Consider the following 21,295-nt stretch of genomic DNA (forward strand, 5'->3'; position numbering starts at 1 on the left):
CCGTCAGTTCTTAAGAGCGGCGTCGATCAGGTGGGCGAGGCGCGACAGATCGTCGTCGGCGAGATGGACGCGGATCACCCGCTGGCCTCGATCCGCCAGTACTTTCATGTCCCCCTCCGCCTGCGCGAGCTGAACGACGCCGAAGCTTGCCCTATGGCCGGGGATCGCGATATCGTTCGCGGGATCGCGGGTGATTGTGATGAACACTCCGCTTTTGGGTCCGCCCTTGTAGGCTTGGCCCGCCGAGTGCAAGAAACGCGGTCCGAACCCGGCAACGGTCGCGACTTGCTTCGCGTCGCGCACCCTGACCCGCATCGCCTTGATCGCATCCTCGTGCGCATCGTCGCGCTCGACATAGGCGAGGAACCCGAGATAATCGCCTGGTTGCAGTCTTGCGAGATGCGTCGCGATCATTACCTTGGGATCGTTGAGCGACATCGATGGATCGCCCGTCGCGAAAACCTTGACCGGCCCGTCGCTCGCTGCTGGCTCGGGCTTGTCGAGCGAACCTCTCTGCTCGTAAGCATCGACCAACATGCGAGTCGCGACCTTGGTGTCTTCGACATCGGGCTGGTTGAACGGATCGATGCCGATTACAGCACCAGCGATCGCGGTCGCGACCTCCCAACGGACGAATTCCTGGCCGATCAGCTCCTTTAACGCGAGCCGCATCGTCACCACCGGCTGGCCGGCGGCGGCGAGCGCATCGAGCTTGGCACGCAACTCGGCGTCGTCGTCACCTTCGAGGTGAAAGTGCGCGAAGAGGCGATCGTCGCCGTAATCCTCCGGCGCGCCGAGCGGCTCGAGATCCACGGGCACGATGCCCTTGCCCTGCTTGCCCGTCGATTCTGCGAGCAGCTGCTCCAACCAGGAGCCGAGCGGCTTCAGGCTCTCCGAGGAGACGATCGTCAACTTATTACGTCCGACCCGGGCCGCCTCGCCGATGATAGCTCCCAACCGGATGCCGGGATTGGCCGCAGGCGGCGCATCGGCCGCGCAGGATCGCACCATCGGCTGGATCGCGTTCAAGAACGCTCCCACGTCGATCCCCATCGCCGCCGCCGGCGCCATGCCGAACACCGACAGCACCGAATAGCGACCGCCGATCGCCGGATCGCCGAAAAAGATGCCGGCGAAGCCGTCACGCTTCGCGACCTTTTCGAGGTCGGAGCCGGGATCGGTTACCGCAACGAAATGGTCGCCCTGCTTCCCCGAGAGATCGAAGAAATACTCGCGCAGCAGCTCGGGCTCCATCGTCGAGCCAGACTTGGATGACACGAAGAACAAAGTTTTCGTCGGATCGATCGCATCGCGCACCGTGGCGATTTGGCCGGGATCGGTGGTATCGAGCACGTGGAGCGCGGCATGCCCGCGGCGATTGCCGAGGATACGCGCGATCACCTCGGGGCCAAGGCTTGATCCGCCCATGCCGAGCAGCACCGCGTCCTTGAAGTGCTTGGCTGTGTCGGCGAGTTTGGTGAGCTGATCGTGATCGACCTGCTTGCCTTCGGCGGCACGGAGCCAGCCGATCCACTTGCCCTCGTCGTTGCCGGTCCACAGCGAGGCGTCGCCGTCCCACAGTTTCCGACCCCAATGCTGCTTGCGGGCGGTGTCGAGCCGATCGTCGATCGCTTTCTGCAGGTCGCCAGGCAGCTTCGCCTTGAAACCGTTGAGCTTGTCGCCGAGCAGCTTCGCGCGTTTGTCGGCGACCGCGCCGAGTAGCGCGTCCGCGGCGTCGGCGAACTGCTTCACGCCGTCATGCACGAGGAATTGTGTGACGCCATCGACGTCGAGGCCGAGTCGATTGGCTTCGTCGATCGTCCTCCGCGCCTCGTCGACGCCGTGGGCCAATGTCTCGGCCACCTCGCCATGGTCGCGGAACGCATCCATCGTTTTGGGCGGCATCGTACTGACGGTGTCGGGGCCGATCAGCTTCTCGATATAGAGCACGTCGCGATAGTCGGGGTTCTTGATGCTGGTCGAGGCCCAGAGCAGCCGCTGCGGCATCGCGCCCTTGTCGGCGAGTTCCCTCCAGCGGTCGCTCGCGATCAGTTCTTGGTACCAGGCATAAGCGAGCTTGGCGTTGGCGATCGCGACCTTGCCCTTCAGACCCTTGAGCGAATCGGCGCCGTTGTCGCCGTTCTTCACCCGCGCATCGATCTCGTCATCGATCCGGGTGTCGATCCGGCTAAGGAAGAAGCTCGCGACGCTGGCGATCCGCTCGATCGGCTCGCCCTTGGCGACGCGCGCCTCGAGCCCCTCGACAAATGCCATCGCCACCTTCTTGTAGGCATCAATCGCGAAGAGGAGGGTGACGTTGATGTTGAGCCCATCCTCAATCAACTGGCGGATCGCCGGAACGCCAGCCTCGGTGCCGGGCACCTTGATCATAAGGTTCGCGCGGTCGACATCGTTCCACAGCCGCCGCGCCTCGTCGATCGTCAGCTGCGTTTCGTCGGCAAGATGGGGCGAGACTTCGAGGCTGACGTAGCCGTCCTTGCCGCCGAGCCGGTCGTAAACCGGGCGCAACGTGTCGGCCGCGTCTTGGATGTCGCGGATCGCTTGCGCCTCGTAAGTGGCCGTTACGCTTTCGTCGCCCTTCTTGGCGGTCTCGGTAAAGCCCTCGTTATAGGCCTCGCCGTGCCCCATCGCCTTCTCGAAGATGGACGGGTTGGAGGTGACGCCGGTGAGATGGTCCTCCTCGACGAGTTTCCTGAGTCCGCCCTCCTTCAAAAATTTGCGATCAACGTAATCGAGCCAGACGGCCTGTCCGGCATCGTGGAGCTGGGTGAGGCGGCTGGGCATTCAGTCGCCCCTCTTCAACAGGTTGCACGCCACTTCGACGACGTGATCGACAGTGAAGCCGAACTTCTCTTGGAGCTTCTTGAGCGGCGCCGACGCACCGAATGTCGACATGGTAATGGTCTTGCCTTCGGGGCCGACATAGCGATCCCAACCAAACTCGCCGCCCTGCTCCACGGCAAGGCGCGCCGTGACGGAAGGCGGGAACACCGAGTCCTTGTAGGCCTGATCCTGCTTCTCGAAGAGGTAGAAGCTGGGCATCGACACCACGCGGGACTTGATGCCACGGGCGACCAGTTCCTCGTGCGCGGCGACCGCCAGCGGCATCTCGCTGCCGGTGCCGATCAGAATGATCTCAGGATTGTCATCGCCCTCGCTCGCGAGGACATAGGCGCCCTTTGTGAGCCCCGAAGCGTCGGCGTATTTGGAACGGTCGATCGTCGGGATAGCCTGGCGCGAGAAGATGAGGGCGGTGGGCTCATGTGTATGGCTCAGCGCCACCCTCCACGCCTCGACGGTCTCGTTGGCGTCGCCCGGGCGGATCATGTCCAGCCCCGGCGTCGAGCGCAGGAGCGCGAAGTGCTCGATTGGCTGGTGGGTGGGGCCGTCCTCGCCGACCCCGATCGAGTCGTGCGTGTAAACGAAGATAACCGGCACCTCCATGATCGCCGCCAGGCGCACCGGCGGACGCATGTAATCGAGGAACACCAGGAACGTACCGGTGTAGGAGCGCATGTAGGAGAGTGCCATGCCGTTGGCTATCGCGCCCATCGCGTGCTCCCGCACCCCGAAATGCATGTTGCGGCCGGCGAGATTACCGGACCCGAACGCGCCAACATCGGCGTATTTGAGGTTCGTTTTGGTGGAGGGCGAAAGGTCCGCTGCGCCGCCCATCAGCAGCGATACGTGCGGCGCGATTGCGTTCAGCACTTTGCCCGATGCCTCGCGGCTGGCGATGCCCTTCTCGTCGGGATCGAAGCTCGGCAGGTCCTCGTCCCAGCCATCGGGCAACTCGCCGCGGCGGGCGCGCTCCAGTTCCTCGGCGAGTTCTGCATATTGCTCGCGATATCTAGCGAACATCGCGTCCCAGTTCTGGCGCGACTTGCCGCCCCGCTCGCGCATCGGCTTGGCGAGCGCCCGCATGGCCTCCTCCGGCACGCGAAACTGCGCGTCCTCGGGCCAGCCGTAGGCCTTCTTGGTGGCGCGGATTACGTCTTCGCCCATCGCGTCGCTATGCGCCTTGGACGTTCCCTCGATCGGGCTGCCATAGCCGATGATCGAGTGGACGATGATCATTGTCGGCTTCTCGTCGGTCGCCTTGAACCGCTCGATCGCCTCGCCGAACGCCTGGGTGTCGTTGGCATCGTTCAGATGGATAACCTGCCAGCCGTACGCCTCGAACTTCTTGCCGACATCCTCGCTGAACGCGAGCATGGTCTTACCTTCGATGGTGACGTGGTTGTCGTCGTAGATCCAGCAGAGGTTCGGGAGAGCCAGTTGGCCGGCGAGCGAGGCCGCCTCCTGCGCCACGCCTTCCATCATGTCGCCATCCGAACAGAAGACGTACACATCGAAATCGAATAAATCGAAACCGGGGCGGTTGAAGCGGCTGGCGAGCGCCTGCGCAGCGATCGCCATGCCGACAGAGTTGCCGCAGCCTTGTCCGAGTGGGCCGGTGGTGGTCTCGACGCCGGTTGTAATGCGGTATTCGGGATGGCCCGGCGTCTTGGAGCCGATCTGGCGGAAGTTCTTGATATCATTTAAGCTTACTGCGGGCTCGCCGGTCTTGTTACCCTCGGCGTCGATCTCCTGGACCGCGGCCAGGTGAAGCAGCCCATATAGCAGCATCGAAGCATGCCCGACCGAGAGCACGAAGCGGTCGCGATTGGCCCAATCCGGGTTGGTGGGGTCGTAGCGCAGATAGTCGCGCCACAATTTGAAGCCGATCGGCGCGAGCGCCATCGGCGTCCCGGGATGGCCGGAATTCGCCCTCTGCACCGCGTCCATCGCCAAGGTGCGAATGGTGTCAATCGCCAGTCGCTCGGAAGAGCTGTCGTCGTGGACGCTCGGCGCTAGTTCTTCGGTATAGGTCGTCATCGCATCAGCCGCTATCGCTCCTCCGAACGGCGCAGGTGCGGAAAGGTTCCGAGGGGAGAGCAGGGCAGGGCAGGGAAATCAGCCCCGCGCCGGTCGTTCCGTATGGCTAACGCGATCGCCTCGCCCGATATAGAGCTCGTCGATCTCGTGAAGGAACAGCCCGTGGCCAAGCACGCCCGGAATCGCCGAAAGCTGCACAGCGAGACCTGGGGGATCGCCGATAAGGCCGAACGAGCAATCGACAATCGGATTTCCTTGATCGGTGCGGTAGCTGCCGCGAACCACCGGCGTACCTCCAAGCGCTTCGATGCGGGCCGCAACGAAGGATTGCGCGAACGGCAGCACTTCGAGCGGCACCGGCGCATTGCCCAGTTGCACGACGGGTTTGGAGGCATCGCCGATCGCGATCATTCGCTTCGCCGCTGACGCCACCACCTTTTCGCGCAACAGCGCGCCACCCGCGCCCTTGATCGCACGGAAAGCGGGATCAATTTCATCGATTCCGTCGATCGCGAGATCGACGTGCGCCAAGGTCGAAAAGTCCTCGATTGCGATTCCGACCTTGCGTGCCGCCTGTTCGCTGGCGACCGAGGTGGCGACGGCGCGGATCGCCCAGCCACGGCGTACCCGCTCGCCTAACGCTGCGATCGCAAAGGCCACCGTGGTGCCTGTACCGATGCCGACAAGCATACCCTGATCAATCTCGGCCACCGCTGCTTCGGCGGCGGCGCGCTTCTGGCGATCGCGGTTACTCATGGGCTAGCCATGCCCGTGCGCGGTCAGCGCCGCAAGGTCATCATAGCGTCGAAGCCGTCACTCGGTAGGGCCGGCGGGCGCGATCTCGCCTCCCGCCTCGCGGGACGATCGCCTCGGAGAGGGCGAGGCCCAAACCCGATCCGGCCGGTCTTACGGTTACCGGAAAACCCGAGCTTAGCTCAGGACCCATTAAAAGGGGTTCACGCAACGAAGGGTCATCGCGCAATTTGTGGCTGCTTTCCTCGGGCCGGCTGAACGGCGCACTCTTCTGGTTGTCGAAGCCTGAAGGAAGGAAGCAGCCATGAAGCATTATTCAGGTATCGACCTGTCGACGGAAACGTCGCACGTCTATGTGGTCGGCACAGATGGACGCAAGGTTGGCTCGACTTGCGTGGACACCACGCCAGCAGCAATCGCCGCTGCCTTGGAAAGCTATGGTCCTGTCGAACGCGCGGCGATCGAGACGGGTCGGATGACTCCGTCGGTCGCGCTCGGTCTGCGCGAACTGGGCGTCGCCATCGTTTGCATCGATACGCGCCAGGCGCATTAGAGCCTGAAGGCGATGAAGGCCAACAAAACCGATCCGCACGACGCGGCCGGGCTTGCCCAGCTGGCGCGGACAGGGTTTTACAAGCAGGTGCACGTCAAGTCGCCCGCGGCGCTTGGCGTACGCTCGGTCATCACCGCCCGCGGCGATCTGGTCGAAGCGCGCGTCCGTCTCGACAATACGATACGCAACAGATCGCTATCCCTGAATCAACCGTGGCCGTTCTTCGAGAAGGTCGAGTGATCCGGCACCCCGCCATCGAGGCCGAGCCGGCAGAACCAGCGATGGGTGAGGTTGAGATGCACTTCCTCGCACAGCCGCCGCTCCGACCGGATGAAGGCAGTAACCCAGGATCGGCATCCGGATCATCAGCTCCGGGTCGATAGAACGCCTGCCCGTCTCGCTGTAGTAAGGGCGCAGGTATTCGCGGATGCCAGAGAGATCCACCGAGGGTCGATAGAGCGCAGCAGGTTATCCCCGTCGCTGGGGCATCGAGGACTGAATCGAGTCTATCTGCTTGAGGATGTTGCCCGTGGAGACTACATCGTCGCTGCAACGGGCGTAACCGATGGTTCGCTCCTGCGCGGAGGAGGCAGGGTGACAACGGAGAGCGTTGTCATGCGACCCATTACCGGCACCTTCCGCTGGGTCAGGACCGAGCACAGGCAAACCGAAGGAAAGTCGGCGTACCTGTAATTTCACAAGTCGCAGATGCGTTCGCAGGGCAGACGTGATGGACGAGTAGGAAATGTTGACTCGAATTCGGGGAGAGGATGGCTTCATTGTCGCCCTCGATGAGTCGGGTGGCTCAACCCCGAAGACCTTGTTAAGGTACGGACCGGCTCCTGAGAGCTGGTCCAGTGACGATCAGATGTTCGATCTCATCCATCAAATGCGCTGCCGAATCATCACATCGCCGTCCTTCAATGGGGACAAGGTGCTCGCCGCGATCGTGGCCCAGCAATTTGAGATCGGACTCCGCATAGGCGAGGCTGTCGCAACAAGGGGGGTTTCATCTGGTCACAAAACGGTCCGGATCGCCGCCCCTGTTCGAGGCACTGTCAAACCAGGTCTCTTGATTGGCCGCCCAACTACCGTCCGAAACCCTTCGGCTCCGACCAGCCGGTTTGCACGAGTGCTGTATTTCGCCCTTTCACCAGACAACCCTTCAGCAAGCCACGCTGGCGGGCCGCCGCCGAGGTTTTGCAGGGTGGCACTCGCTGCTGACGGAACCTTGCGCGCGCGTCCGCGTCTCGCACTCGTAACGACAGGATTACCGTATGAGCCGTAGCCTCTTTCACCACTCCCGTATCCAGATATGGCCGAATTCGCGGAATATGATCCGCCCCTTTGCTCCCGAATTTCCGTGCCCCTTCCGGGACGACGAGCATCCCCGCGCACGCAACATCGTCGAGCATGTGCTCGGGCTCGACCAGGAGACGCTGGCAGCGAAATGCCGACTTATGAAGAAGGCGCTCGCCGATCGCCACCGCAACCTGGAAGACATACTGCGCCATCGATACGAGGAGATTCGCGAGCGTCTGCCCATCTGCGCCAGGGCTTCCGATCAGGCCAAGCTCGTGATCGGTGCCTATTTCAGCCAGGAGTACAGCTTCGAGTGCGCGGCCCTTTTCAACCCCAGCGTGGTGCTCCACCCTCGACAGGAGGAGGACGGATCGCGCGCGATCCGCTTCCTGGTGTCGCTTCGCGGAATCGGCGAAGGGCACATCTCTTCGGTTACCTTCCGTACCGGAAGCTGGTCCGAGGAAGGCGGCTTCGTACTGGACGCACCGAGCAAATTCGCCTGCGCGGCGCACGTTGAAAAGCTGAAAGGCGACGGATCGATCCGCATCGTGTGCGATGACCTCAAGGACATTTCCGAGGCGGTGCTCTTCCCCACCACGGACAAGCAGAGGCAAGGCATCGAAGATCTGCGCCTATGCCGCTTCGTGCAGGAGGATGGCGAGGTGGAGTTCTATGGCACCTACACCGCCTTCGATGGCCGCACTGCGCGATCCGAACTGCTCCGCTGGAACGGTTTCAGGAGCTTCGAGATGCACACCCTCACCGGTTCCGCCGCCGCAGCCAAAGGCATGGCGCTCTTCCCGCGCCGGATCGGCGGCCGATACATGATGCTCGGGCGCCAGGACGGCGAGAGCATATGGCTGCTCGATTCCGACGATCTTTATCACTGGGACGGCGGTGCGAAGCTGATCTCGCCACGCTATCCGTGGGAGTTCACTCAGATGGGTAATGGCGGCTCCCCAATTGAGGTCGAAGAGGGTTGGCTGGTGCTCACCCACGGCGTCGGCGTGGCGCGCACCTACTGCCTGGGCGCGGCGCTGCTTGACCGGGCCGATCCATCCAAGCTGCTGGCCCGGACGCCCGAGCCGATCCTCTGCCCGAGGGTCAAGGAGCGGGACGGGTATGTCCCTAACGTTGTTTACACCTGCGGCGGCATGGTTCACGGTCGCACGCTGCTGCTGCCGTACGGCGTGGCCGACAATTTCACGAGCTTTGCGAGCTGTTCGGTCGATGCGCTGCTGAAGCGAATGGAATGATCTTTCGACGAACGGTGCCCGCCGTTTCGAGAGCCTCAACCATCATCTGGTCCACTCGGTCGGGCTCGCCTTGCCCGGGAGCTGCCCCGTCGGTCGCGGACAGGGCGTTAAAACGACTGAGTCCGGGGTTACGCGCGGCCATGATGTGGGCAAGAAGGTGACGAGACGCAAGCGCCACGCCGTGGTTGAATCCGACGGACGTGCGCTCAAGCTGCCCGCTCACCCGGCCGACGTGCAGGATCGCGACGGCGCGGTGCCGTTGCTCAAGCAATCGCGATGGTGGCAACCGTTCGTCTAACGCGCCTTCCGACAGCGCCTGCAACAGCTCACGCGTCGCAGACGCCACCTCCATCACCATCGAGATCGTCCGCAAGTTCGTCGATCAGACAGGCTTCGTCCTCCATCTCAAGCGGCGGGTCGTCGAGCGAACCTTCGCCTGGATCAACCGCAATCACCGCCTCGCTAAGGACTTGGAGCGCACCATCCGATCGGATTCCGGGTTCCTCTACGCCGCTGCCACGATCCTCTTCGTCAGGCGCCTCGCTCGTTACGCATGAGATTCAAGACAGGCTCTGGGCGGCTCAGGGTATCGCTCGGCCGTTTGCGAATGGGGATATCCGGTCAGACAGAGTTCGTGACCGAGGGCGCGACGCATGGCCAGATACTCATTGAGCGCAGTATGCAATGCGCTCATGATGCAACTCCCGGCCAAGCCAGTCCAATGGATCGTAGCGCGGCGATATCCGCCTTGCGTAGATCTGCGTCGTCGTCGGCTGGCTATGGCGGAGGAGTTGTCCAATCTCGGTAAGCGAAGCCCCTCGGCGTAGCAGATCGGTGGCCAGGAGGTGCCGTAGCAGGTGGCCCCTTTGAACTCCGGGTTCAGCCCGGCGCGCTTGCCATTCTCACGAACCGATATCGAAGTGTCTTTGAGAGAAACATCGAGTCCGATATACTGATCCACAGCTGTCCTCCGTCTGATGCTGTGCCCGGTCCGCACCCTCCGCGATTACATCATGTTCGTGCCTCCACCAGTTATCACCGTTCCGCGGCCTTCAGACCACGCTCTGATGTCCGTTGTCAATGCGCTGACCGCGCGGCACCAACCGCTTCGTAAAGCGGCGCGGTCGTGACCGCGCACAGGTGGGGACGGGACCTGAGAGACGTCGGTGATCAAGCTCTGATACGCGGGTTGGTTACCGCATTTCCGATAATGCGTCCGGGGCTGATCCGATGTTACAGCGGGCGTCGGCGGTTCCGGCCACAAAGCGTCTGACGGATGTTCCCCTGCCGTGGTCCCGCCCCCGCCGGTACGCGGGAGCTGCGGCCATCTTCAGGTTGGTTGGACCTCCCGGGCGACTGCCCACATGAACCCGGCCAGCTCGCGTGCGATTGCCGCACATACGACGGTTGTCTTCTAGCCTTTGGCGCTGAGTGCCCGGTAGCGGGCTGTCAAACGGCTCTGCGCCTTCCAGGCGATCTCACGCACCTTGGGCGTAGTCTGTTCGAGACGGTACAGCTTCGTCTTGCCCACGCGGGGCGGGTGACGGTAAGTCCAGGCGCTCTCCACCAACATGTGGCGAACCCTGCCGTTGCCGGCCTTGGTGATCCCGCCTCGCCGTATGGTGTCGCCTGTGGAGCGCTCGCTTGGCACCAGGCCGAGATAACCCATCAGCTGACGCGGGCCCTCGAACCGGCGCATGTCCCCGATCTCGGTGGCGAAGGTCACCGCAACTATGAGCTCGACGCCACGCAGTGCCTGTAACGCGCGAACCACGGGAGCCAGCGACCAACTCGGCAGGAACTCCTCGATCGCCGCTTCGATGCGCTGGATGCGTTCCTTCGATGTGCAGACCGCATCGACCAGCTCCTGCAACGCGATCTGGTGAGCGGGATGATCGAAGCTCTGCTCTTGAAGCCAGCGGAGGTGGCGTGCTCCCCACGCCGTCTTGCGCGGAAAAATGCGCCCATGCTTCAACATGAACGCATCAACCTGCTGCCGGTGGACGCGCTGGGTCTCCACCGCTGCCGCGCGAGCTCGGACCAGATCGCGAATCGCTTCATGCCCCTCGTCGGGAACCCATACTGGGGTCAAATCGCCGGCGCGGAGCAGCTTGGCCAAGCCCACCGCATCGCGTCGGTTGGTCTTCACCCTGTCTCCGGGCCTCCTTGGAATTAGGGATGGCGCGACCACGTCACAGGGATGGCCCATGGAGGTGATCAACCGATAAAGACCGTAACCGGTGGGGCCAGCCTCGTAACAAAAATGCGCGCGTCCATGCTTCGCTGCGATCCGCTGCACCACCCGGCGCATCGCTTCAGGTGCGGCATCGACTTCGCCAATGTACCGCACTTCTCCACCGCGCTCACCATCAGCGATCGCGATCGCGTTGCGTGACTTCGCCACATCGATCCCGACGAAGACTTCTGTAGAATGTTCCACGGCTCGTCCTCCTGCGATGAGGATAGGCTCGGCCAGTCCGAGCAACCCTCGGCTATGCAGTGTAGGGCGAGCCACCTCCTACGCAGAGGCGGACATACGGTCTTACGATTGGTCGAACATCATAATCTCTGTGACGAGGTACTAGATGCCGCACAGGTGCGTGGATCACAGAAAGCAGGATTTGCTGAAGCCCCTGTGCACAAACATGTTCTATCGCGTGACGGGCATGTACAACTTATTGCCTCATTTCCTGAGGCGGCCTTTCAGCGCGACAATGGCCGAGCGTGGGATAGCCGTTGGAGCGTCGGACCCTCCGACCCGGTCACGATTCGGCGATAGAAGCAACTGGTTCGGCCGGTGTGACAACAGCCGCCGTCGCCCGCGACGCGCACCTTGAGCCAGACCGTGTCCTGATCACAGTCGATGCGCAGTTCTTCGACCTGTTGGATCTGCCCGCTTGTCGCGCCCTTATGCCAGAGACGCTGGCGGGACCGGCTCCAGTACCAGGCTTGGCCGGTCTCGATCGTCTTGTTCAACGCCTCCGCATTCATCCACGCCAGCATCAGCACCACTCCACTCGCGACGTCTGTCGCGACTGCGGGAATGAGCCCGACCTCATTGAACCCTGGCAACAAGGCCGAGCATTCTTCGATCACCTCCGCAGGGTCCGCTCTTAATGGGTCAGGTCGCTGATCTTCCAGTGGCATTGGCATTCCTTGATTGTCACGTACCAGTTCTATGGATGATCGTCCGGCCTGAGCGATCGCACCGCGCGCTCCGGACCGCCCGAATCGTTGCGATTAACGGGTCCGCCGTTCGTTCGCAGGCTTGACGATATCAAGCTCGACGTCCTGCCGCGCTTCAGATACATCGCATGCGCAAGTCGGGCCGGCATCCACTCGATTGGATGAAGCCCTGCGCCAACGCATCACGGCGTAGCCGATGGCTGCGGCCAAGAATGCCAGCACGGCGGCCAATGCAAGACCCTGTCCGCTAAGCCAGCCCACGACACCACCTACTGCCGAGTCGATAAAAAGCGGCCCAAGGCAGCAAAGCGCGACCAGTGGCGCGACGACAATCGCCGTCATAAGCCCGGCTGCTGGCTTTTCGTTCATGAAACCTCTCTTTCCGCGCTAGTGGCGCTGCCAAGCCATCTGTGCTGCGCTGCTCGTTAGTTCACATTGACGATCGTCACATTAGAACTGCTACACCCTGTACTAGTGGATAGAATCTAACGCTTGGTGCCCTCTTTTGACAGCGGCGATAATTTTGTTGGGATCGGCTGTCCATGTGAAGGGCTTGGGCTTGTGGTTATGCTCGGCGACGAAGCGGTTGATGGCACTCTGGAGGTCGATGACGGAGTGGAAGACTCCTCGCTTCAGGCGGCGTTTTGTCAGCTTGGCGAAGAAGCCCTCGACCGCGTTGAGCCACGAGCAGGACGTCGGCGTGAAATGGAAAGTGAAGCGCGGATGGCGGTCGAGCCAGGCGCGCACCTTGGCGTGTTTGTGCGCGGCATAATTGTCGAGGATCACGTGCACCGCTTTGTCGGATGGCACGCTGGTATTGATCGTGTTGACGAAGCGGATGAACTCCTGATGCCGGTGCTGCTGCATATTCCGCCCGATCACGGTGCCATCGAGAATGTTGAGGGCTGCAAACAGCGTGGTGGTCCCGTTGCGTTTGTAATCATGGGTCATCGTGCCGAGCCGTCCTTTCTTGAGCGGCAGTCCGGGCTGGGTCCTGTCGAGCGCCTGAATCTGGCTTTTCTCATCGAACGACAGCACAATCGCGTGGGCTGGCGGCGAGACGTAAAGCCCAACCACATCGTGCAGCTTCTCGGCGAACCTGGGATCGTTCGACAGCTTGAACTGCCGGAAACGATGCGGTTGCAGGCCGTGCGCCTTCCAGATGCGGCGCACCGCGCTGGCGCTGATCCCGCTGGCTGCAGCCATCATATCCGCCGTCCAGTGCGTCGTCTCGCCCGGCGCATCGGTCAGCGTCAGGGCAACCACGCGCTCGGCCACCTCTGGCTTGAGGGGCGCAATCCGCGAAGGCCGGGTCTTGTCGCGCAGCAGGCCATCGACGCCTTCGGCCATGAAGCGTTCCTGCCAGCGCCACACACAAGTCTTCGACTTGCCCGTCTGCCGCATGATCGCAGCCGTGCCGACCCCATCGGCGGACAGCAAAATGATCGATGCGCGCCAGACATGCTTCTGCGGCGTGTTGCGATCTCGCGTCAATCGCTCGAGGCGAAGACGGTCAGGCGGCGAAACTTCGAATATGATCCCGGTGCGCATGTGCCTGAATCGCACCGAAAGACCCCGATGGGAATCCCAAAAAGGACTCTTGTGTCAGGCGCTATCCACTAGGTACAGGGTCAATGCCGAATTTTCATCCGATTGGCTGGTCGACTAGCTTCACCATGTCTGCGCCCGCGCTCCTGGGTTGGCGCATCGCCGACGAAGCGATTAGCTACGTCGAAGCTCTGCGCGTGCCAGTCCGGCGTCCTTCAACGAGTAATAGAGCCAGATGCGCCCGTCCTCGATGATTACAGAAGACGCAAAGGCATTCAGAGCATGTAGCCGATATCCGAGGCGCCGGTGGGGTACGCGAACATCGTCGTCTTCAAATTGTCGGCCGTTAGGTCGTGGCGAATCGCCAGGGCAAACAGATTAATCACTTCATCGGCATGTGGTCCGACGAGATGTGCGCCTAGGATACGCCCGGTGTCGTCCTCCACCATCACCTTGAAGCCATAGGTCTTCTCTGCGGCCTGGCGGGCAGTAAACCAGTCGGACGCATTCTGGGACTTGGTCTGGAATTTCAGGCCCTGCTGACGTGCTTCGTCCTCGCTCAGTCCAACAGCAGCGAACGGCGGGACCGTGAAGGCCACGCTCGGCACACCGCGATAGTCGGGTGTATGCCGATTGCCCTCCAGAAGGTTAGCGGCGACCACCTTGCCGTCATGGCTTGAGACCGGAGTGAGCGGCGGGCCCTTTTGTGCCGCATCGCCGGCGGCGTACACGGCCGGGTTAGAGACGCTCTGGAGGTGCTCATTCAGTTTGAGCCGGCCGTCCTCCGTCGCGATGCCGCCGGTTTCAAGATCAAGCGCGTCGAGCGCGGGCGCCCGACCGGCCGCATGAACAACAAGGTCGGCTTCAAACGTCGTGTCGCCGCCTTCTGACGAGGCGCGAACCACAAAGCCCGCACCCTTCTTCTCGATTGCCTGTACTGTGGTCCGCAGGCGCACATCGACCCCGATCTCGCCGAATTTGTCCATGAGCCAGCCGACAAGGTCAGGCTCAAAGTGCGTAAGCATCCGCTCGCCACGTTGAAGGATAGTCACTTGCGCGCCCGCGCGGGCGGCGATGTGGGAAAATTCCGACGCTATATAGCCACCACCGACCAGCACGATCCGTTCTGGCAGTCGCTCCATGGCCAGGAAGTCCTCATTGGTAGCGAAATACTCTTCACCCGGAATGTGCAGCTTTATCGGCTCTCCGCCCGCAGCGATCAAAATGTGACGGGCTTCAAGATTTTCGCCGTCCACCGTCAGACTGTTCCGACCCGCGAAGCGGGCATGGCCGTGATTAGTATGAATGCCCTTTTCTTCGTAACGGTGTTCGTGCTTCTCCGGGACCGGATCAGTGAAAGTGCGCTTGAAGGCAATCAATTCCGGCCAGTCGATATGGACGTCGCCGGCAACGCCATTGCCACTCATGCGCCGGACATGGTCGAGAGCCGAGGCGCCGCCGACAAGCATCTTTTTCGGGTCGCAGCCCCGCAGTGCGCAGGTGCCCCCGAAAGCCGGTAGTCGATGACCGCCACGCTCCAACCGGCGGCGCGCACGCGCATTGCGGCGACCATGGCCGCTGTGCCGGTTCCTATGATTACAAGGTCGTATTGGCTTGCCATCTCTCTCTACTCTCTCCGTCGCCACCGCACCGCTGCGGTGCGTGCTTAGTCACCCGGACTTCTCGCTGATTTCGTGCGTGGCTTTGCCGATCTGGCCGTAGGTTTCGCGGAACAAGGTCTCGATGAGCGGGCATTCCGGCTGCGTGCCGTCTCCGCATTGAAAGGCGACGTTTTTGAGCGCGCCCTCCATGCGCTTCAAATCGGCGATCTTCGCCCGCACGTCCTTAAGGTGGGTGGCTGCTACGGTGCTAGCTTCGGCACATGGTCGGTCGCGCTCTTCGGCCAACCGCAGAAGCTCACGGATCTCTTCCAGGGAAAAACCAAGTTCGCGAGCTCGCATAACGAAGCGAAGGCGCCGTTCGTGCGTCGAGCTGTAGGCACGATGGCCACCCGAGGTGCGCGGCGGCTCCGGCAAGAGGCCGATCTTTTCGTAGTAGCGCACGGTCTCGATATTGCAGCCCGTCCGTTCGGCAAGCTCTCCCCTCTGGAGGCTTTTTACTGCTGCGTGACCGCTCATCGAATTTCCTTCTTGCACCTGTAGTGACTACAGCCCGTATAATACGATTCGAATCGAATTTCGGCAAGGGGAGTAAGGTCTGACATGGTGAATGCATCGCACCCCGCACCGGCGGCGACAACGCCTGTCACTGCGGATTTGCACGCGTCGCAACACGTCGCTGTGGAGCGGCGGCGCTTGGTTGCCGTCGGCGGTATTCCTCGGTGCGGTGGCCACCTCGTCCTGCGGTATCGGACCGCAGATCATCTTCAGCCTCGGCATCGGAGCGGGGCCATGGATCGCCAACCTGACGGCGCTCGCGCCCTACACGCCGCTGTCAGTGGCAGGAACGGTCGGGTTCCTCGACTACCGCTTCTTCCTTGGTCTGCTGGAAGCTCAGCGGGCTTGAGTCGAAGAAGCTTGCGCGCTGCCTCCCTCCGACGGCGTCGTGAAGTTTTGGCCGGGCTCAATGCCACTCAAACCCAAGGCGACGGCGTGTTTCAGCCGCGCGGCGCGGCCCGACCGCTGATCACAGGGGAGATTTGAATATGGCCGCCGCTACTGCCAATTTCGAAGGCTCGATTTTCGATGGTTTTCGACAAGGTCGAACGTCCAGGGACTTCTGGCTGCCGCGCGCTATGGCGCTTACAGCAAGTGTGATCGGACCTCTGCCTCTGATCCTTGACCTGAAATGGGGCGTGCCGATGTCGATCGTCGGCCCCATCTTCTGGCTGGCCTCAATCCTTTTCACGATCGCCTCCGTCGCACTGGCCAGACGGACCGGTGATCAGCGCTTCGTCCGAACAGTCATCGTGGCCCTTCTGGCGGGATATATGGCAACCGCCACCTACGACGCCAGCCGGGTGGCCGGGATGAGCGCTGGAGTCGTCGACATGGACGAGGCGCTCGACTTTGGGCAGCGTCTCACAGGGCAAGTTGAGCCCGGGGGCCATGGGTCCATGCATGCCGACGACCACGAGACCGGTCCGATGCGCGAGACCGGTCCCATGCCCGGTCCCATCCGCGAGGAAGCCGCGCCGCCTGTTCCGAGCCCGCCTGATGCGCACGGCTCGGCTGCCCCGCACGAGGAGCAAAAGCCCGACGCGGGACATGCCGCAGAGCATAAGCGGGTTTCCTCTCTTAGCCCAGGAGCGACCGTCGCCGTGGGCTACGCTTGGCATTACTGGAGCGGGATTATGTTCAGTCTCTCGTTCCTGATGCTGTTTGGCGCACGGGGATGGAAATGGGCGATACCCTACCTCGTGCTGGTGATTTATCCCGGCATGGTCTTCGCAATGGGGTCCCACACCGTTGCAAATTTCATCTGGGAAGCCGTCGGACACGCGGGCTTCGGTCTTACCCTAGGCATTGTAAGCAGTGCGCTCCTGAGCCGGGGATGAAACGTCAGGAAGGCGCCCTCAGGCTGATGATGGAACAAGCCCAGCTCGGAGATGCGACGGCTTACCGAACTCTCCTGGAACAGCTGAGTTCGCTGCTTCGCGCCTACATGAGGAGTAAGCTGACCCAAATGGGACGGAACGTCGCCGATGCTGAGGACGTCGTCCAGGAAGTGCTATTGGCGGTGCACACCCGACGAGATACCTATGATCCCTCCGAGCCCTTCACGCCGTGGCTGTACGCGATCGCACGCTACAAGCTTATCGACCATCTCCGCCGACGTAAGATGGATCATGCCGAGGGGCCGCTCGACGCGGCCGAGGCAATGTCGGACGGGTTCGACCATACGGCGGTGGAGTCCGGAATCGATATGGAAAAACTGCTTGCGACCATCCCCCAACATAGCCAGCGTGTCATTCGCGACGTCAAACTCGACGGACGAAGCGTCGCCGAAGCTGCCGGTCGCGAAGGCATCACTGAGGCGGCCGCGAAGGTCCGGATCCATCGGGGCCTCAAGGCGATGACTGTCGCCATTGGCGGGAGGTTGTGGCGTGAAGACCGCTGATCTGATCAACCGGTTGACGGTCGATCTCAGGCCCGTTGACTATCGTCGCGCCTCTCGCGCCTTAGGCTTGGCATTTGCGGCGGGAAGCCTAGCGGCCGTCGCCGCGATCTGCCTGACTCTCGGTCTGCGGCCCGACCTTCAAGATCCCCACGCTCTTGGCTTTCTCATGCTGAAGCTTGCGTTTGCGGCTGGGGTGGCGGCCACCGCCTTCGTGTTGCTGCTCAGGCTCGCGAGGCCGGGGCAAGCACGACGATCGTCGAACCTTGTGGCGGCGCTACCTTTCGTCGGAATCGTGTTGCTGGCGGCGCTGGACCTTTACGCAACACCCGGCGCACAATGGGCAGCTTTGATTGCTGGTCATGCGTGGCCGAAGTGCCTCGTGATCATCCCGGTCATGGCTGCGGTGCCCTACGCCTTGATGGTGCTGGCGCTGCGCTGGGGGGCGCCCACAGAACTCTGGCGGACAGGCGCACTAGCAGGGTTGCTGGCGGGCGGGGTCAGCGCCAGCGCCTATGCCCTCGCTTGCGGCGACGACTCTCTGCCCTTCGTCGCTTGCTGGTACAGCAGCGCCATCCTGATGTGCGGCTTGATCGGCGGCATGCTCGGACCACGGCTTCTGCGCTGGTAGCTCGTCGCGAGGCCTCTGCCCCAGCGTAGAAATCGCCCGCAGCTTTCGCTCGAAACCGACTTTCGATGTAACCGATCGAGCCGCGCTTGCGAACTTATGTTTCATAAGGGTGCCCGTCGGGGGCGCCTGAAGCCATTTGGATTTTGCATGCTCACCAATCCCGTAACCTTGCGTTGCTCTGAGCTGTTTGACAGCCGATCCCATGCTGTCATCGGCATCAGCCCCTTCAACAGCTACTTCTCAGAGATGCGAATTCTTGAACTTGTCGGGTGGGCGAGCCGAAACTTTACCGCTTTTCACCTCTATGTGCCTGACAAACCCGCTGCGCTCACGCTCGAGGCGCTTGGATATTCACCCGCACGCGCAGAGAAGAAGGCGCGACGCCAAGCGAATTACCTCGAGAACAAGATCGCTCGCGCGCTTTCGACGTTGGGATTGGGGGACGAGCTCAGCACCATATTGTTGAACAGTCGCGTTCTGACGGACCATCCCGAATATTCAGTCTTGCACGCTCAGTATCAAAAGCGCTTCGCCTCCGACATAGAATTCCGAGAAGGTTGTCTTGAGAGCGCAGCATGGGTGCTTGAGAAGCATCCAGATCGAAAGGGCCCCTTGACGCCAACGGCGATCGAGACTGGCGCCCGCTACTTTCTCGCCGAAGTGCCGTTCTTTCTGGACACACCGCGGATTGTGGGCGTGCAGCGGTCGGTATTTTGCTACCATCAATGCCCTGCTTTTCTGCGCAAGCTGCTTGAGACACAACGCGGAGCGACAGCTAGCCCTAACCAGGGCTTTATCGAGGTCACTCCCCGTGTTCGGCTAGCGTCCATGGAAGTGTTGGAAAAATTGACTGAGTGAGGCGGGCCGCGGAGAGTCGCCGGCCGAGCTCAGGCGGACCATCTTGGGCAGCGCCATCCCGCTGCGCGGCGGCATTGCGCCATGCTCGGGCGGCGGCTTCGTCGCTGGCCGCCGGGCAGCTCAAGATCTCACGCTCAAGGTCGCGCGAATAAATCGCATTCGATGTAACCGATCGAGCCGCGCTTGCGAACTTATGTTCGTAAGGCAGCTGGAGCGCGAGGCGAAGATCTCGGCTCCCCAACCTTTCCAGCGTATCGGCAAAAAATGACGTCGGTGGAAGTTCCAATGGAAACTTCGAGAGATAAGGAACAATAGATGAGAAAATCCTTCATCGCCTTGGCCTGTGCGGTGGCTAGCGTCCTGTGGACGACGAGCAGCTTTGCCGACGAGGGCAGGGCGAACACTCAACCCGAGTTTGTCAGCTTGTTCCAAGTGCCTTGGCAGTGCCCTGCGGCTCCGAAGATCGCCTGCGGCGGGCTCGCCAAACCAGTTCTCCTCGAACTTGAGCAAAATACGGGAATTGCTGAGGCCTGGATAAACCGGGCCGGGACCGTGCTCGCCGTGGGGGGATCAGACCGGAACCGCGAGGCGCGCACGAAAACCGTTCGCACGCTCCTGCGGGAAATATTCGAGAAGGATGTCGCGACAGAGCTCCAAGGCGAAGCACGGACAACGGAGCTGGCCAGCTTCCGGTCGGACGCTCCTTGGTATCGAGGGGCTCAGGTGGACGCCCTCAGCATCGAGGAGGCCGATATCATCGCCGCCCGGCTCGTGCACCGAATCGAGGCGAAGGTGGCGCTCTCCGAAGACAAGACACGGTTGCTGACGGTGAGCTTCGCCGACATCCTCAAGGCACGTTTCATCCGCAGTTCCGATGCGCCCCGCACAGGCGATCAAAAGCCCCGCGATGAGCAACTTCGAGACATAGCGCGAGCACAGCTCGGCACAGCTGGAGTGTCAGCATTCGACGAGGCGCTTGCGAAGGGAGAGCGCCCCGCGCCCGGTGAAAAATAAGACGCTTAGCTCGTGTTGGACCACGCGCGAGCATTCTGGTCCAGATCGCACCTGCCGCCGGTTCACCCTCAGAGAAGCAAAGCAGCTTTCGCGCTGTGCATCCCAAGGAAATAGCTATGAAACATACACGCTACATCACCGAAATTGCTGAAAGTCTGGCGCCAGCTAATCAGCCCGAAGGGTTCGGGCAGCTGTTCGTCGTGCTGCTGCGTGAGCTGGCCAAGGGGCGTCCGGTTTCGCAAACGACACTTGCCATGTCTCTCGACTGGCCTGCTCAGCAAGTGAATGCCGTGCTCGAACGGGCCACCAGTACCGAGTACGATAGTGATGGGAATATCGTTGGTTATGGCCTCACCTTGCGCGAGACTTCGCATATCGTCGAAATTGACGGCCGCCGTCTATACGCCTGGTGCGCACTGGACACCCTGATGTTCCCGGCGTTGATCGGCAAGACGGCGCACGTCTCCTCGCATTGCGCCGGAACCGGAGCGCCAGTTTCACTCACGATTTCGCCGAACGAGATGCGGGATGTCGTACCGGCCGACGCCGCGGTGTCACTGATACTTCCGCAGACAACGGCCGACATCCGTCAGTCCTTTTGTTGCCATGTGCATTTCTTTGCATCGGTCATGGCGGCGAAAGATTGGGCCTCCAAGCATCAAGGCGTGGAGATCGTAAGCGTCCAAGATGCCTTCCGCTTGGCCCAAGAGCTTAGTCGACATCTGCTGCAGAGGATTCCATCGAGAAAATCGTGATTGGATAACGATTTTACTGCCTGGTATTCGCTTCGTAGGTGCGGGTTGCACTCTGCGAAAACTACCCGGGTGGCCCCGCGAAGCAATCAAAGCGGGTGTCAAATGGTCCCCTACACGGAATCTCGTCTGGCCCACTATGCCGGCGTGAGCATCGACCGGCGGGGGCGAGGGTCTTGCCCGTCTCGGGCCTGCGCCATCCCGCGCGTGTTGCCCGAGTCGATCGGGTCTTTGGTGGTTGTCCAGCGCAGCGGCTCCGCCTGTCCCTTGGGAACTGCGGTTGCAGGGCTGCCCCGCGATCCTGCCTCGCGGCGAGCAATGCAGGCAAAGGCGATTTTCGCGTCCCGAGATCAAAGCCATGCTGCGGGTTCTGCTTCCGCTTAGAAAGCGCCTTCAGCTCCCGCTGAAAATCAACATTCGATGTAACCGATCGAGCCGCGCTTGCGAACTTATGGTGGTAGGGCGC

At 61.9% G+C, this 21,295-nt stretch carries 21 protein-coding genes and 3 pseudogenes; 13 read left to right on the top strand and 11 right to left on the bottom strand.

Features of this window, described 5'->3' with window-relative positions:
* Positions 1–3: 3 nt before the first annotated feature.
* From OVY29_RS21385 to rpiA, 3 genes are all read right to left on the bottom strand, one after another.
* Positions 4–2,805, bottom strand: a complete 2,802-nt coding sequence (locus OVY29_RS21385) for a bifunctional transaldolase/phosoglucose isomerase (protein WP_313912203.1) — start codon at positions 2,803–2,805, stop codon at positions 4–6.
* Positions 2,806–4,899: a transketolase gene (gene tkt / locus OVY29_RS21390; RefSeq protein WP_313912204.1), complete on the bottom strand. Its 2,094-nt coding sequence runs from the start codon at positions 4,897–4,899 to the stop codon at positions 2,806–2,808.
* A 78-nt stretch (positions 4,900–4,977) separates the two neighbouring features.
* Complete coding sequence (gene rpiA / locus OVY29_RS21395; protein WP_313912205.1) at positions 4,978–5,655, bottom strand: ribose-5-phosphate isomerase RpiA; 678 nt, start codon at positions 5,653–5,655, stop codon at positions 4,978–4,980.
* 301 nt (positions 5,656–5,956) lie between these two features.
* Between rpiA and OVY29_RS21400 the strand changes: the two genes are divergently transcribed.
* Both OVY29_RS21400 and OVY29_RS21405 read left to right on the top strand, forming a co-directional pair.
* Positions 5,957–6,205, top strand: coding sequence for a hypothetical protein (locus tag OVY29_RS21400; protein WP_313912206.1), 249 nt, complete (start codon positions 5,957–5,959; stop codon positions 6,203–6,205).
* Positions 6,206–6,217: 12 nt separating this feature from the next.
* Positions 6,218–6,445 (top strand): transposase, encoded by a 228-nt coding sequence (locus OVY29_RS21405; RefSeq protein WP_313912207.1) that lies wholly within the window; start codon positions 6,218–6,220, stop codon positions 6,443–6,445.
* Here the strand turns inward: OVY29_RS21405 and OVY29_RS21410 are convergent.
* A pseudogene (locus OVY29_RS21410) lies at positions 6,415–6,678 on the bottom strand (transposase); the annotation flags it as partial. The gene OVY29_RS21405 and the pseudogene OVY29_RS21410 sit on opposite strands and share 31 nt — an antisense overlap.
* Before the next feature lie 37 nt (positions 6,679–6,715).
* Here OVY29_RS21410 and OVY29_RS21415 point away from each other — a divergent pair.
* The 3 genes and pseudogenes from OVY29_RS21415 to OVY29_RS21425 all read left to right on the top strand — a co-directional run.
* Entirely contained in the window at positions 6,716–6,898 is a 183-nt protein-coding gene (locus OVY29_RS21415; RefSeq protein WP_409581497.1) for a fructose-bisphosphatase class II, read from the top strand.
* Positions 6,899–7,482: 584 nt separating this feature from the next.
* Positions 7,483–8,763, top strand: coding sequence for a glycoside hydrolase family 130 protein (locus OVY29_RS21420; RefSeq protein ID WP_313912208.1), 1,281 nt, complete (start codon positions 7,483–7,485; stop codon positions 8,761–8,763).
* Positions 8,764–8,788: 25 nt separating this feature from the next.
* Positions 8,789–9,320 (top strand): annotated as a pseudogene (locus tag OVY29_RS21425) (transposase); the annotation flags it as partial.
* A gap of 108 nt (positions 9,321–9,428) precedes the next feature.
* Here OVY29_RS21425 and OVY29_RS21430 read toward each other — a convergent pair.
* The 7 genes and pseudogenes from OVY29_RS21430 to OVY29_RS21460 all read right to left on the bottom strand — a co-directional run bounded on the left by OVY29_RS21430 (position 9,429) and on the right by OVY29_RS21460 (position 15,635).
* Complete coding sequence (locus OVY29_RS21430) at positions 9,429–9,620, bottom strand: tyrosine-type recombinase/integrase (protein WP_313912236.1); 192 nt, start codon at positions 9,618–9,620, stop codon at positions 9,429–9,431.
* A 473-nt stretch (positions 9,621–10,093) separates the two neighbouring features.
* Positions 10,094–11,203: pseudogene (locus OVY29_RS21435) on the bottom strand (IS110 family transposase).
* Positions 11,204–11,466: 263 nt separating this feature from the next.
* A complete protein-coding gene (hisI, locus tag OVY29_RS21440) occupies positions 11,467–11,910 on the bottom strand; it encodes a phosphoribosyl-AMP cyclohydrolase (RefSeq protein WP_313912209.1) in 444 nt (147 codons plus the stop codon).
* Between the two features lie 93 nt (positions 11,911–12,003).
* A complete protein-coding gene (locus OVY29_RS21445; RefSeq protein WP_313912210.1) occupies positions 12,004–12,318 on the bottom strand; it encodes a hypothetical protein in 315 nt (104 codons plus the stop codon).
* A gap of 102 nt (positions 12,319–12,420) precedes the next feature.
* The gene (locus tag OVY29_RS21450) at positions 12,421–13,500 is read right to left on the bottom strand and encodes an IS630 family transposase (RefSeq protein ID WP_313912211.1); all 1,080 of its coding nucleotides are present in this window, start codon (positions 13,498–13,500) and stop codon (positions 12,421–12,423) included.
* A 272-nt stretch (positions 13,501–13,772) separates the two neighbouring features.
* The gene (locus tag OVY29_RS21455) at positions 13,773–15,143 is read right to left on the bottom strand and encodes an NAD(P)/FAD-dependent oxidoreductase (RefSeq protein WP_313912212.1); all 1,371 of its coding nucleotides are present in this window, start codon (positions 15,141–15,143) and stop codon (positions 13,773–13,775) included.
* Between the two features lie 24 nt (positions 15,144–15,167).
* Complete coding sequence (locus tag OVY29_RS21460; protein ID WP_313912213.1) at positions 15,168–15,635, bottom strand: helix-turn-helix domain-containing protein; 468 nt, start codon at positions 15,633–15,635, stop codon at positions 15,168–15,170.
* Between the two features lie 91 nt (positions 15,636–15,726).
* Between OVY29_RS21460 and OVY29_RS21465 the strand changes: the two genes are divergently transcribed.
* From OVY29_RS21465 to merB, 8 genes are all read left to right on the top strand, one after another.
* Positions 15,727–16,023 (top strand): mercuric transporter MerT family protein, encoded by a 297-nt coding sequence (locus OVY29_RS21465; RefSeq protein ID WP_313912214.1) that lies wholly within the window; start codon positions 15,727–15,729, stop codon positions 16,021–16,023.
* A 139-nt stretch (positions 16,024–16,162) separates the two neighbouring features.
* A complete protein-coding gene (locus OVY29_RS21470) occupies positions 16,163–17,014 on the top strand; it encodes a hypothetical protein (RefSeq protein ID WP_313912215.1) in 852 nt (283 codons plus the stop codon).
* A complete protein-coding gene (locus OVY29_RS21475) occupies positions 17,011–17,577 on the top strand; it encodes a sigma-70 family RNA polymerase sigma factor (RefSeq protein ID WP_313912216.1) in 567 nt (188 codons plus the stop codon). The genes OVY29_RS21470 and OVY29_RS21475 overlap by 4 nt, the downstream gene beginning before the upstream one ends.
* Positions 17,564–18,205: a DUF1109 domain-containing protein gene (locus OVY29_RS21480; RefSeq protein ID WP_313912217.1), complete on the top strand. Its 642-nt coding sequence runs from the start codon at positions 17,564–17,566 to the stop codon at positions 18,203–18,205. The genes OVY29_RS21475 and OVY29_RS21480 overlap by 14 nt, the downstream gene beginning before the upstream one ends.
* Positions 18,206–18,352: 147 nt before the next feature.
* Positions 18,353–19,063, top strand: coding sequence for a tRNA-dependent cyclodipeptide synthase (locus OVY29_RS21485; protein WP_313912218.1), 711 nt, complete (start codon positions 18,353–18,355; stop codon positions 19,061–19,063).
* Between the two features lie 43 nt (positions 19,064–19,106).
* Positions 19,107–19,331, top strand: a complete 225-nt coding sequence (locus OVY29_RS21490) for a hypothetical protein (protein WP_313912219.1) — start codon at positions 19,107–19,109, stop codon at positions 19,329–19,331.
* 47 nt (positions 19,332–19,378) lie between these two features.
* The gene (locus OVY29_RS21495; RefSeq protein ID WP_313912220.1) at positions 19,379–20,077 is read left to right on the top strand and encodes a hypothetical protein; all 699 of its coding nucleotides are present in this window, start codon (positions 19,379–19,381) and stop codon (positions 20,075–20,077) included.
* A 116-nt stretch (positions 20,078–20,193) separates the two neighbouring features.
* Positions 20,194–20,832 carry an organomercurial lyase MerB gene (gene merB / locus OVY29_RS21500; RefSeq protein WP_313912221.1) on the top strand — a complete coding sequence of 213 codons (639 nt, stop codon included), beginning with the start codon at positions 20,194–20,196 and terminating at the stop codon, positions 20,830–20,832.
* Positions 20,833–21,295 lie beyond the last annotated feature (463 nt).

The organism is Sphingopyxis sp. SE2, assembly GCF_032227185.1.
Taxonomy (GTDB): domain Bacteria; phylum Pseudomonadota; class Alphaproteobacteria; order Sphingomonadales; family Sphingomonadaceae; genus Sphingopyxis.

Bases quoted from the DNA above. Each gene is read 5' to 3' on its own strand.
- OVY29_RS21485 (WP_313912218.1), top strand. From the start codon at position 18,353: ATGCTCACCAATCCCGTAACCTTGCGTTGCTCTGAGCTGTTTGACAGC.
- merB (WP_313912221.1), top strand. From the start codon at position 20,194: ATGAAACATACACGCTACATCACCGAAATTGCTGAAAGTCTGGCGCCA.
- OVY29_RS21405 (WP_313912207.1), top strand. From the start codon at position 6,218: ATGAAGGCCAACAAAACCGATCCGCACGACGCGGCCGGGCTTGCCCAG.
- tkt (WP_313912204.1), bottom strand. From the start codon at position 4,899: ATGACGACCTATACCGAAGAACTAGCGCCGAGCGTCCACGACGACAGC.
- OVY29_RS21465 (WP_313912214.1), top strand. From the start codon at position 15,727: ATGCATCGCACCCCGCACCGGCGGCGACAACGCCTGTCACTGCGGATT.
- OVY29_RS21445 (WP_313912210.1), bottom strand. From the start codon at position 12,318: ATGAACGAAAAGCCAGCAGCCGGGCTTATGACGGCGATTGTCGTCGCG.
- OVY29_RS21460 (WP_313912213.1), bottom strand. From the start codon at position 15,635: ATGAGCGGTCACGCAGCAGTAAAAAGCCTCCAGAGGGGAGAGCTTGCC.
- OVY29_RS21400 (WP_313912206.1), top strand. From the start codon at position 5,957: ATGAAGCATTATTCAGGTATCGACCTGTCGACGGAAACGTCGCACGTC.
- OVY29_RS21495 (WP_313912220.1), top strand. From the start codon at position 19,379: ATGAGAAAATCCTTCATCGCCTTGGCCTGTGCGGTGGCTAGCGTCCTG.
- rpiA (WP_313912205.1), bottom strand. From the start codon at position 5,655: ATGAGTAACCGCGATCGCCAGAAGCGCGCCGCCGCCGAAGCAGCGGTG.
- OVY29_RS21385 (WP_313912203.1), bottom strand. From the start codon at position 2,805: ATGCCCAGCCGCCTCACCCAGCTCCACGATGCCGGACAGGCCGTCTGG.
- hisI (WP_313912209.1), bottom strand. From the start codon at position 11,910: ATGCCACTGGAAGATCAGCGACCTGACCCATTAAGAGCGGACCCTGCG.
- OVY29_RS21470 (WP_313912215.1), top strand. From the start codon at position 16,163: ATGGCCGCCGCTACTGCCAATTTCGAAGGCTCGATTTTCGATGGTTTT.
- OVY29_RS21475 (WP_313912216.1), top strand. From the start codon at position 17,011: ATGAAACGTCAGGAAGGCGCCCTCAGGCTGATGATGGAACAAGCCCAG.
- OVY29_RS21420 (WP_313912208.1), top strand. From the start codon at position 7,483: ATGAGCCGTAGCCTCTTTCACCACTCCCGTATCCAGATATGGCCGAAT.
- OVY29_RS21450 (WP_313912211.1), bottom strand. From the start codon at position 13,500: ATGCGCACCGGGATCATATTCGAAGTTTCGCCGCCTGACCGTCTTCGC.